Below are 11,379 nucleotides of genomic sequence, written 5' to 3'. Positions count from 1 at the left end.
GCCCGGCCGCCCCGTCGGCGGGAGCAGGTCGGCGATCAGCGCGAATTCCTCGTCCTTCAGCTCATAGCGTCGCGTCATCGCGGCCTCCCTGGTGAAGCCGCCATCGTAACGCTTTACGAGCCGTCAGACAGAACCTAGGAGTCGAACAGCGGGTCGAGCTGGACGACTCGGGCGGAGTCGCCGTCGTGGACGGCCATCTTGCCGCCGGGGTAGATGCACCCGCCGGCGAACTCGCCCGACTTCGAGACGGCGTAGAAAGAGACGTTGAACGTCGTCTTGCCGTCGGGCCGTCTCCGCTTGGGGTCGCGGATGCTGGACTGGGCGATCCGCTTCAGGGCCTCCATCACGGCGTCCTTCGGCGCGAGCCCCCGGCGCATGTTCTCGACGACGAGGTAGCTGGAGCAGTGCAGCAGGTTGGCCTCGCCGACGCCCGTCGACCCGGCCGAGCCGACCTCGTTGTCCAGATAGAGCCCCGCGCCGAGGATCGGCGAGTCCCCCACCCGGCCGGGGATCTTCCACGAGAGCCCGGAGGTCGTGGTGGCGCAGCCGAGGTCGCCGTGCGTGTCCAGGACCGAGCAATGGATCGTCCCGGTCACGCGACGCTTCATGTAATCGTCGAGGTAGGCGGCGACCTCCTCCTTCGGGGGCGGGAGCCAGTCGTCGCTGGGGTCGCGGGTCTCCTTCCAGTGGAGCCAGACCTTGCGCGCGTGGTCGGTGAGGAGGTCGACCTCGGGGAAGCCGTGGGCGCGGGCGAACCGCAGCGCCCCTTCCCCGACGAGCAGGCAATGGCGGGTCCGATTCATCACCAGCCGGGCGACGGCGGCCGGGTGCATGATGTTGCGGAGCGAGGCGACCGAGCCGCCGCCATGAGTCGGCCCGTGCATGACGGCCGCGTCCAGCTCGACCACGCCGTCCTCGTTGGGGAGGCCGCCGTAGCCGACCGAGTCGTCCTTGGGGTCGGCCTCGACGATGGCGACCCCCTCGATGGCCGCGTCGAGAGGGTCGTAACCCAGCCTGGCCAGCTCGACGGCCTTCTCGACGGCGCGGAGCCCGTTGCCGCTGGCCACCGCGACGGGCCGGCGGTCGCCGGTCGGCCGGGGCTCCGACGCCCCCACGGCGAGCGTCGCCAGGCTCGCCGCGGCGGTCGTCCCGATAAAGTAACGACGGTTGATCGGTCGACGCATTCGGGCTTCTCCGTTGCGGGATCGGGCCGACCGCCGCCGCGTCATCGCGAGGAAAAAGGCGCAGCCCCTTGACATTCTGGATGACAGGTCACAAGATCGCCATGCGCGACCGGCGAAGATGTTTAAATGCCTATCCTTCGCCTTCGCCGACCGGCCGCGTGCTCGAGTAGGCCTCCAATCGCGGGGACGCCGAGATGAGTCCAGACGCCGTGGAGATCCAGGCGCCGGCGCGTCGGCCCCGCTCATCACTGGTGCTCCCCCTCTCGCTCGCGCTGAACGCGGTCCTGCTGGCGTGGGTCGCCCATGGCTCCGGGGCCATCCAACGATACCTGGGCGACGGCGTCTCCCTGGTCCTGGCCAACGACACGGCCACCGCGCTGGCCTCCCTGACGTTGGACTATCCCGGCGGCTCCTTCAAGCTGCCCGAACTGCCCGCCGGGAAGGGGGTTGGCACCTCGATCCCGCTGCCGGGCGAATTTGAAGCCGACCTGAGCTTCAAGGACGCGTCCGGAGAGGCCCGATCGCGGACCGTGCGGATCCGGCCGATCGGCGACCTGCTGGTCGTCATCCATGTCTTGCCCGCCGCGCCGACCGACGCGGCGGAGGCGAACGGCGGCGAGGCCGACGGCGAGGCCGTCCCCTCCCCTGCCCCCCGAGTGATCGTCGCCTATCAGGGTGAGAACACCAATCCCTAGGCTCCATGCGTCGGCCGGCCCCGCCGCCGTCGCGAAATTCCCCGGCCCTCCGCGACCGAGGGCCTGTCGAGACGTCAAGTCGGCCTGCTTCCCCAGGGGCATGCATCAACCCGCGTCGGCGGGCCCGATCGGCGTCCGTCCGCGACCACTCTCAGGAGCGAATACCGATGGGTTTTGACCAGCGCACCAGGCGAGCGTGGGCGTCGGACGTCGCGAGGCTGGCGGCCGCGACCGCCGCGATGGCCGTGCTCGGCTGCGGCGGCGAGCGCGAGGCTCGCATCGCCGAATCCGGAAACGACGCCGGCAAGCTCCAGAGGGCCCTCGACAACCCTTACGGGGCCGAGATCAAGAACACCATCCGGAAGAAGAAGGGCAGCAAGTCCGCCGGATGACCCCCGGCCCGCCGCCATCGAGAACCCGAGAGCCCGAGGAGATGCTTATGTCTTCGAATCGATCGCCTCGTCGCGGCTTCACGCTCATCGAATTGCTGGTCGTGATCGCAATCATCGCGGTGCTCATCGCCCTGCTGCTGCCGGCCGTGCAGGCCGCGCGCGAGGCGGCCCGGCGGGCCCAATGCACGAACAACCTCAAGCAGATCGGCCTGGGCCTGGCGAACTACGAGAGCGCCCACACCCGTTTCCCGCTCGGGGCCTTCAACCGCAACCCGCCGGGGAACCCCTGCGACGGGTTCCACGAGCAGAGCTTCCTGATCTCGATCCTGCCGTACATCGAGCAGGGGCCGCTGTACGACAGCTACAACTTCATGATCCACTACACCGACTTCGGGATGAACCGCACGGTGCATTCCACCGGAGTCTCGACCATCTGGTGCCCCAGCGACGGCGCCGCCGCCGTCTCGGACACGCGGAGCCTCGGCTACCCGATCTACTACACGAACTACCGCGGATGCGCCGGCACCGCGTTCTACGTCGGCCGCTACTCCCAGCCGGGGTGCGACACCGTCTATGGCCAGCGCCTGGCCAAGGCCGACGGCATCCTCTACCAGCACAGCTCGGTCCCCATCGCGGGGATCACGGACGGCACCAGCAACACGATGATCGTGGGGGAACTGGCGTACGGCAAGCTCCCCCCCAACGATCGCTGGGATTGGGTCTGGTGGTTCTCCGGCAATAACGCGGACACGCTGGCCAACACCCTCTACCCCATCAACCCCCAGAGGAAGCTCAACGAGGGCTATGTCAACACGGGGCAGCTCGGCATCAACGTGGCGATCATGTTCCATAGCTTCTCAAGCTTCCACCCCGGCGGGATGAACGCGACGTTCGCCGACGGCTCGGTGCGGTTCCTCAAGGACAGCATCAACACCATGCCCTTCGACGCCGCCACCGGCCTGCCGATCGGGATGGCGCCGGACGCGAACGGCATCCTCCAGGTCCTGCCCGGCAACCAGTTCGGCGTCTGGCAGGCGCTCTCGACCCGGGCCGGCGGCGAGGTCATCTCCGCCGACTCGTACTGAGCCGATCCCGCCGAGCCCCTCCCCGGCCCACGGCGTCGCGCCCTCGCGACGCCGCGGGCCTTCGTCCCGGCGCCTCGCGCGTCGAATCACCATCGCGGAACCATGCCGATGAGATCGAGCCTGCACCGCCGCCGTTTCCTCTCCCTGGGGACCGCCAGCCTGGCCTCGCTGTCGATCGGGGCGTTCCCCGAGAAGAAGCCGGGCTCGCGGAAGCCCGTCGTGATCGCCAGCGGCTGGGAGAAGACGGTCGAGATCGCGATGGACATGGTGCGCCAGGGGGCCGACCCGCTCGACGCGGCCGTCGCCGGCGTGGCGATCGTCGAGGCCGACCCCAACGAGCATTCCGTCGGCCTGGGGGGGACGCCGAACGAGGAGGGGGTGGTCGAGCTGGACGCCTCGGTCATGCACGGGCCGACCCACGGCGGCGCCGGCGTCGCCGGCCTGCGCAACATCGCCCATCCGGCGGCCGTTGCGCGGACCATCCTCCAACGCACCAAGCACGTCCTGCTCGTCGGCGACAACGCCCTGAAGTTCGCCAGGGAGCACGGCTTCCCGGAGCAAGATCTGCTCACCGAGGAGACGCGGCGCGCCTGGATCGCCTGGAAGGAGTCGCGGCTCCGCGGGGCGCGGATCCCGGAGACGGTGGCCTCGCTGACGCCGACGGTCCGGGACCTGGTGGAGCGGCCGACGCACGGCACGATCCATTGCTCGGTCCTGGACACGCACGGCGACTTCGGGGCCGTGACGACGACCTCCGGCCTGGGCTACAAGGTCCCCGGCCGCGTGGGGGACTCGCCGATCCTGGGCGCGGGGCTGTGGCTCGACAACGCCGTCGGCTCGTGCGGGTCGGTCGGCCTCGGCGAGGTCAACCTCCTGAACTGCGCCTCGTTCCTCGTCGTCGAGAACCTCCGGCGGGGGGCCAAGCCCAAGGACGCGCTCGTCGCGACCACCAGGCAGATCGTCGAGACGACGATGCGCGACCCGCGCTTCCGGACCGACGACGGCAAGCCGGCCTTCGACGTGGTGTTCTACCTGCTGACCAAGGACGGCAAGTACGCCGCCGCGAACATCCACGGCCCGGCGAACATCGTCGTGGCCGACGGCGACACGATCAAGACGGTCGACTCGGCCACCCTGATCGACTGACGCGGGGGGCGGGGCGGACGCTCGCCCACCTTGCTCCGAAGACCGCCGGCCTCGTGGAGTCCGGGATCGGAACCCCCCGGACTCCACGAGGGAGGTCGCCGTCGCGCGGGAAGGAGACGCAATCCCATGCCCTTACGTCCAACCTGGATCGCCCGGTTCGTCGCCGTTGCCCTGCTGTGCCCGGCGGTCGCCCTGGCGGCCGATCCCGATCCCGACCCGCCCGGCTGGCGCCTGGTCTGGAACGACGAGTTCGACGGGGATCGCGTCGACCCCGACAAATGGAGTCCATGCGAACGCGGGTCGTCGGACTGGAACGACACCATGACGTCCGACCCGCGTTGCTTCGAGATCGGCGGCGGGACGCTCAGGCTCATCGGCCTGGTCAACCCGGACACCGCGAAGGACCCCTCCCCGTTCCTCACCGGCGGCGTCACGACGAAGGGCAAGCACGCGTTCCGGCACGGCAAGGTCGACGTCCGCGCCCGCTTCAAGTCCGCCCGAGGGGCGTGGCCCGCGCTCTGGATGCTCGGTGCCGAAGGAGGATGGCCGAGGAACGGCGAGATCGACCTGATGGAGCATCTGAATTACGACGAGAAGGTCCATCAGACCGTCCACTCGCATTACGCCAACGAGGTGGACAGGTCGCGGAAGGACCCGCCGAAGCACACGACCGCGCCGATCGCCCGCGACGACTGGAACACCTACGGGGCCGAGTGGGACGCGGACAAGATCGTCTTCACCGTGAACGGCGAGCCCACGATGACGTATCCCAGGATCCCGGAGAAGGGCCCCGACCAGTGGCCCTTCGACGGGCGGTTCTACCTGATCTTCTCGATGCAGATCGGCGGGAAGTGGGTCGGCGAGGCGGACCCGAAGGACTACCCCGCCCACATGGAGATCGACTGGGTCCGGGTCTACGAGAGGCCCTGACCGGGGAGTCGGGGTCAGCGGCGGGTGGGGGCGGGGTCGGGGGCGGCGATGACGGCGGAGCGGGAGGGGGAGGTGATCCAGCAGGTGAACTGCTCGGGCCGGCCGGACTTGGGCTCGGCGGCGACGCGGTAGCCGCGATAGACGGTCTTGCTCGCGCCGTCGGCCTCGTGGATGGTGATGGCGACCGAGAGGTTCCGGTCGGCGCCGAGGATCTCGACGTCGTCCAGGGTCACCTTCTCCTTGTCCGCGTTGCCGCCGCCGGCGGAGACCTCGACGGTCTTGGCGGTGAAGCGGCAGGTCGCGTTGGCCGGCTTGACCTCGATCTTGCAGCCCTCGCCCCGGGTCCCCGAGGAGACGGCGATCTCCAGCACGACCTTCCGCCCCGAGGCCGCCGCGGCCTTGGGCTTCTCGGCCGTCGGGGCGGGCTTCGCCTTGGACCCGGCCGCGGCCTCCTGGCCGGAGAGCGACGGGGCGAGCGCCGAGGCGGTCAGGAACCCCGCGGTCAGCGCCCAAACCTTCCAGAACCTGATCCGCATCGGTTCGACTCCATTCCGAGAGGCCCGGGCGGCCCTTCCTGGGCCGGCCCCCGTCGCTCGATCGACCGCCGCCGAGGCCGGCCGCCTCGCGCCCGATCGATCGGACCGTATTCGCCGCGCATTGGGTGGCTCGACGCGGCCGGGGGGCCGACGTCTCCGCCGAGGCACACGCTCGCCCGGGTCGGCGATCGCGACCCGTGACTTGAGGCTTCTTCGAGGTGGGCCGCAGATTACCCCCCCCGCCCCGCCCCGGCAAGGTCAACCTGGGCGGGGCCCGTCCGGCCGCGAGGGCCGGATCAGGTGTGGCGGAGGATGACGCCTTCCTGGAAGAAGACGATGGCCTGGGCGATCCCCTCGGCGTGGTCGGCGATGCGTTCCAGGTTGCGGGCGGAGTTCAGCAGCAGGAGCCAGCCGTCGAGCTGGTCGGGATTGGCGGCGGTCTGCTCCTTGAGGTGGCGCCTGATGTTGCGGTAGGCGTCGTCGATCCGCTGGTCCTCGGCGATCAGCCGCCTCGCGGCGTCGGCGTCGGCGTCCACCAGCAGCGCCTGGGCGGCCTGCACCTGCTTCAGGACCGAGCGGGCCATGTCCTTCAGCGACTCCGGCGCGATGACCTCGGGGTGCTTGCGGGCGAGCTTCCGGGCCCGGCGCGCCACCCGCAGGGCCAGGTCTGCGATGCGCTCCCAGTCGCGATTGACCTTCAGCACGGTGGCCATCCGGCGGAGGTCGGAGGCGACGGGCTCGAAGAGGGCGAGGATCCGCAGGGTCTCCTGCTCGATCCGGACCTCCTTGCGGTCGGTCTCCTCTTCCTCCTCCTTCACCTCGGCGATCAGCTCCAGGCGCCCCTCGCAGACGGCGAGGACGCACTTCTCCAGCGAGCCGACCACCGACTCCCCCAGCGCCACGAGATCTTTCCAGACCGCGTCTTGCTCGCGGAATGCCAGTCGCGGCTGCCCGCCGGTCGCGGGGCCCCTGTCGTAAGGTCGGCTCGACGCCATCGTGCGGGCTCCAGTCTTTTCGAGACGGCGCGGGGACGGGACCGGGCTTCGGCGCGGGCGTCGCTTCGCGGGCGAGATCTGTCGAGCGCTATTCTTCGCCGAGGGGGGTAGGGATGCAAGGCCGAAAAGGGCCCGAAGGCCGCGTCGGGCCCTCAACAGAAGGGCTTCAGGGCCCGACGCATGGCGGTCGCGTCGGGATAACGCTCCTCGGGGTCGCGGGAGAGGCACTTGGCGATGACGGCGGCGAGGCCGGCGGGGACGTCGGGGCGACGGTCGTGGATCGGGATGGGCTGGTCCTCCAGCAGCATCTTGATCAGGTCGCCCCCCCCCTCGGGCTCGTCGTAGATATACTTGGCGGTGAGCAGGAAGTAGAGGGTCGCGGCGGTGGCGTAGAGGTCGGCCTGGGGGCGGACGGTCTTGAAGTCGGTCATCTGTTCCGGCGGCATGAACGGGATGGTCCCGCGCATCTCGCCGGAGAACGTCAGCCCGGAGAGGCCGACCTCGCGGAAGCTCTTGGCGAGGCCGAAGTCGGAGATCTTGGCGACCGAGCCCGCGGGCGTCTGGTCGATCAGGATGTTCTCGGGCTTGATGTCGCGATGGACGAAGCCGCGGCGGTGGGCCTCGCCCAGCCCCTTGAGGATCTGGCAGGCCAGGCGGCTGGCCTGGTCGGTGGGGTAGCGCCCGGGGTCCAGCTTGGCGAGGGCCTCCAGGTTCGGCCCCTGAACGAACTCCATCGCGAACCAGAACTGCCCGCGCGTCATCCCCTGCTCGTGCCACTCGACGATGTTCGGGTGGCGGATCTGGCTGATGACCGACATCTCGCGCTGGAAGCGGTCGATGGCGGCGCGGGTGGTGGCGGTCTCGGGCATGATCAGCTTCAGGGCCACCATCCGGCCGCTGGCGTTGTGGCGGGCCTGGTAGACCACCCCCATCGCCCCGCGGCCCAGCTCGCGCACGGTGGTGTAGTGGGGGACGGGCTGGGGGAGGCCGGCGGCCTCGGTCCGGCAGCTCGCGCACCACCACTCGACCGGCTCGCGCGGCCCGTCGCCGATCGAGCCGTTGATCGTCAGGCTCAGCGGAGCCGTCGCGCCGCAGCCGGCGCAGGAGATCGGCTCGCGCGAGGGGATGGCGATGCTCGACGACGGGGGCGGGACCGAGGGGGAGGGCTTGGACTCGACGGTGATCCGGAACAGGCTCTGGCCGGCGGCGATCACGTCCCCGGAGGTCAGCCGCGCCCGCTCGATCCGCTCGTTGTTGACGAACGTCCCGTTGGTGCTGTCCAGGTCGCGAAGCTCGCAGCGCGGCGGGTTGACCTCGATCAGAAAGTGGTCGCGCGACAGCGCCGCGTCGTTGATCGGGCAATGGACGAACTGCGACCGCCCGACGATGAACGTGTCATGCCGGTCGAACGTGAAGGTCCGCCCCTCGCGGGGGCCCTTGAGGACTTCCAGGATCACGCGCATCACGGCTTCCCGGGGTCGATCCACGTCGCGGCCAGGCGACGCGCCTCCCGCGTGAGGACATCGCCCCTGATTCATAGTATCCTGGCGTCCAGCGATCGGGCCGCCCCGCGCTTATTTTGTCAACCCAGGCAAGCATCCATCACGGGGCGGCCGAGGGGCCTTCCGACGGGCCGAATCCGAAGCTCTTGATGATCAATTCGGCCTGGTCGCGGAAGGCGATGTGGGGGTCGCGGACGGTCATGGCGGTCACGACGAGGGTCTCGTCGCGGGTGAACTGGACGACGTAGTAGTCGGCGTAGATGCGCCCGCTCCGCACGGCCGCCTGGCCCCCGGGCGGCTTCAGCGCGGCCTCCAGGCGGTAGACGCGGCGGTTGAGCGGCCCCCACACCTCGTCCTTCAGCCAGCCGGAGTCTCCCATCAGGATCTCCTGGCCCTGGGCGCGCCAGGTCTGCACCAGCTCCTTCTTGTGCTCCAGGGGGTCGGCGGCCAGCTTGTCCTTGGTCGGGTCGCCCGTCTTGGGGACGAGGTTCAGCGAGACGACGTCGGACCCCTCCAGGCGGCGGTCGACCATGTCGATCCCCCCTTCCGGGGTGATCCGCTGGATCTTCAGGCTCTGGGGGTGGTCCAGGTGGAACCGGCCCCGGGGGTCGTCGTAGGTCACCCACGTGTGCGCCGGGTCTTCCGGCGGGGCGTCGGGGGCGATCATGGGGAGGGCGGCCTCGGGGCCCATCTCCGACGGCCTGGCGCGGCGGGCGATGACCAGCTCGCGGGAGCGGGTCAGGCTCAGCCGGCCGGTCTCGTCGTCGGGGAGCGGGGAGGTGGAGGTCTCGGCCATGCGGATCTCGGAGATCCAGCCCTCGGCCTCGACGGCCGCCCGCGCCTTGCCCGGCTCGGGGGCGGCCGGCGTCCCGCCTTCCTGGGGGGTTTCGAAGGCGAAGTCGACGCGCGCGTTCAGCGCCACGTCGTTCGACTCCAGCAGCAGCTCCCCCTTGATCGCGAAGACCGCGGTCATGGAAGTGGAGCCGGGCTCCGTCGCGCGGACGTCGAGCAGCTCGACCTCGACGTCGTACCCTTCCTCCAGGGGCATCTCGCCCAGCAGCATCGCGACCGAGGCGCGGGGGGCCGGCCAGCGGTCGCCGACCCGCCGGGGGGTGCCGGGGAGCAGCGTCGCGAGCTGGGGGAGGAACGGGTTGGAGGTGATCCGCTCGAACTCCAGCTGGCGGAGCTTCCGGCCGTCGCTCAGGTTGTAGAGCGCGACCGGCTGCCCCGGCGCGATCCGATACCAGAGGGTGAGCTGCTCCAGGAACCCGGGGTTCTGGAACGGGCGGTGTTCCTTGAGCGTGGTCGACATCCGCGCCCGCTCGTATCGCCTGACGACGTCGGTGGCGGCGCCGGCCGGCGTGACCTTCACGGCCCGCTCGGTGTAGATCGTCTGGAGCGTGGCCTCGTTCGTCTCGGGGGCGCCCCCGGCCCGCTCGCGGGAAAACTTGAGCTTCTCGCGCGCGCCCACCTGGTACTGCGACAGCCGCGCGGGGTTCGCCTGGTCGGGCGCGGGGGAGTAGCGCTCGCTGAACCGGTACCAGAGGCTCAGCGGCTGGGCCTCGCCCGCCTGGGCCGCGTCGGCGGCCGGCGGGAGTTCCTCGGCCGGCGGGGCCTGGCCCCGGGTCGCGGCCGGGACGCACGCCAGCAGGGCCAGCCAGGCGAGCGGCGCCAACGCCCGGCCCCCCCGTCGCGCCGACGCCTCGCCCCTCCGCCCCGTCGCTCGACCCCGCGTGTCAGTCATGTCGTCGCGCCTTCCATATAGGGATGGATGACCAAGGCGTCCATTCGAGGGCTCCCCAGGGTTTACCATAGCCTTCGGGCGCGTGCCGAGGGAACCCCGGGGATGGTTTCGGCGGTTAGGAGCCGCCGGCGAGGCGGACCCTGAGGTCGTCCAGGATCTCCGCGGTCCTGGAGGCGCCGAAGCGGTCGCAGCCAAGCTCCACGACCTCGATGGCCTGGTCGAGCGTCCTGACGCCGCCGGCGGCCTTGAGCTTGACCGAAGGGGGGGACGACTTCCGCATCAGGATCAGATCCTCGTGGGTCGCGCCCCCGGTCCCGTAGCCGGTGGAGGTCTTCACGTAGTCCGCCCCGACCTCGCCGCAGATCCGGCAGAGCTGGACCTTCTGGTCGTCGGTCAGGTAGCAGTTCTCGAAGATGACCTTCACGATCGCGCCGCCGGCGTGGGCGACGTCGACGACCGCCTTGATGTCCGCCGAGACGGCCGCCCACTCGCCGCCGATCGCCTGGCCGATGTTGATGACCATGTCCAGCTCGGTCGCGCCGTCGTCCATGGCCCGCCTGGACTCGTCGGCCTTGACGGCGGTGAGGTGGCCGCCGTGGGGGAAGCCGATGGTCGTGCCGACTTCCACGCAGGTCCCGCGCAGGAGCCGCGCCGCCAGGGGGACGGCGAACGGCTTGATGCAGACGCTGGCCACGCCGTACTCGGCCGCCAGGATGCAGCCGGCCTCCATCTCCGGCGTCGTCAGCGTCGGCTGGAGCAGCGAATGGTCGATCCGCCTGGCGATCAGGTCGTAGGTCAATTCCAGGGCCATGCTTCGCGCTCCGTGTTCGCCGGGTGGTTGGGACCCCGGCGATTGTGGCCTCGCGTCGCCCCGGTGGCAAGGCCCCGCGCGGGCTCGGGACTTCCGCGTCTTTCCTCGTCGCGCGAAGTTGGCTTCGTTCGCGCGCCGCGTGTTTCCATGGCTTTGGCGCAAGTGATTTAACGGCTGTGTATTGCCGTAAATTTTCGGTGGCTTCGTTCGTCGTTTTCGAAGTGGTTTTTTCGCCTTTCCGTCCCCCTGGCCAGCCGCCTGCGAGGGCCTTCGCGCTTCGGAGATAGCGCCGGTCGCGTGCCTCGTTGTGGTGCGGGCGTCCCGCCTGCACGCACGAGCCGACGCCGTGCAGGCGGGAC

At 70.2% G+C, this 11,379-nt stretch carries 11 protein-coding genes; 5 read left to right on the top strand and 6 right to left on the bottom strand.

Annotated elements, in window-relative coordinates; translation table 11 throughout:
• Positions 1–134 precede the first annotated feature (134 nt).
• On the bottom strand, positions 135–1,184 hold the full coding sequence (locus WG209_RS10560; RefSeq protein WP_337175001.1) for a N(4)-(beta-N-acetylglucosaminyl)-L-asparaginase: 1,050 nt from the start codon (positions 1,182–1,184) through the stop codon (positions 135–137).
• A gap of 194 nt (positions 1,185–1,378) precedes the next feature.
• On the opposite strand from WG209_RS10560, the gene WG209_RS10555 reads away from it, so the two are divergent.
• From WG209_RS10555 to WG209_RS10535, 5 genes are all read left to right on the top strand, one after another.
• Positions 1,379–1,879, top strand: a complete 501-nt coding sequence (locus WG209_RS10555) for a hypothetical protein (RefSeq protein ID WP_337175000.1) — start codon at positions 1,379–1,381, stop codon at positions 1,877–1,879.
• 167 nt (positions 1,880–2,046) lie between these two features.
• Positions 2,047–2,271, top strand: a complete 225-nt coding sequence (locus WG209_RS10550; protein WP_337174999.1) for a hypothetical protein — start codon at positions 2,047–2,049, stop codon at positions 2,269–2,271.
• Between the two features lie 47 nt (positions 2,272–2,318).
• Positions 2,319–3,356 (top strand): DUF1559 domain-containing protein, encoded by a 1,038-nt coding sequence (locus WG209_RS10545; protein ID WP_337174998.1) that lies wholly within the window; start codon positions 2,319–2,321, stop codon positions 3,354–3,356.
• 108 nt (positions 3,357–3,464) lie between these two features.
• Entirely contained in the window at positions 3,465–4,502 is a 1,038-nt protein-coding gene (locus WG209_RS10540) for a N(4)-(beta-N-acetylglucosaminyl)-L-asparaginase (protein WP_337174997.1), read from the top strand.
• A 126-nt stretch (positions 4,503–4,628) separates the two neighbouring features.
• Positions 4,629–5,432: a glycoside hydrolase family 16 protein gene (locus tag WG209_RS10535; RefSeq protein ID WP_337174996.1), complete on the top strand. Its 804-nt coding sequence runs from the start codon at positions 4,629–4,631 to the stop codon at positions 5,430–5,432.
• 14 nt (positions 5,433–5,446) lie between these two features.
• Here WG209_RS10535 and WG209_RS10530 read toward each other — a convergent pair whose 3' ends face one another.
• The 5 genes from WG209_RS10530 to deoC all read right to left on the bottom strand — a co-directional run bounded on the left by WG209_RS10530 (position 5,447) and on the right by deoC (position 11,020).
• Entirely contained in the window at positions 5,447–5,968 is a 522-nt protein-coding gene (locus WG209_RS10530; RefSeq protein ID WP_337174995.1) for a hypothetical protein, read from the bottom strand.
• Between the two features lie 296 nt (positions 5,969–6,264).
• On the bottom strand, positions 6,265–6,963 hold the full coding sequence (gene phoU, locus WG209_RS10525; RefSeq protein ID WP_337174994.1) for a phosphate signaling complex protein PhoU: 699 nt from the start codon (positions 6,961–6,963) through the stop codon (positions 6,265–6,267).
• A gap of 152 nt (positions 6,964–7,115) precedes the next feature.
• Positions 7,116–8,426: an FHA domain-containing serine/threonine-protein kinase gene (locus tag WG209_RS10520; protein ID WP_337174993.1), complete on the bottom strand. Its 1,311-nt coding sequence runs from the start codon at positions 8,424–8,426 to the stop codon at positions 7,116–7,118.
• Positions 8,427–8,565: 139 nt separating this feature from the next.
• The gene (locus tag WG209_RS10515; RefSeq protein WP_337174992.1) at positions 8,566–10,140 is read right to left on the bottom strand and encodes a hypothetical protein; all 1,575 of its coding nucleotides are present in this window, start codon (positions 10,138–10,140) and stop codon (positions 8,566–8,568) included.
• 184 nt (positions 10,141–10,324) lie between these two features.
• On the bottom strand, positions 10,325–11,020 hold the full coding sequence (deoC, locus tag WG209_RS10510; RefSeq protein ID WP_337174991.1) for a deoxyribose-phosphate aldolase: 696 nt from the start codon (positions 11,018–11,020) through the stop codon (positions 10,325–10,327).
• Between the last annotated feature and the right edge of the window lie 359 nt (positions 11,021–11,379).

The sequence above is a fragment of the Paludisphaera sp. genome (genome assembly GCF_037189885.1).
Taxonomy (GTDB): domain Bacteria; phylum Planctomycetota; class Planctomycetia; order Isosphaerales; family Isosphaeraceae; genus Paludisphaera.
The sequence above is the reverse complement of the archived record's forward strand: the minus strand, read 5'-3'. Positions and strand labels throughout refer to the sequence as shown.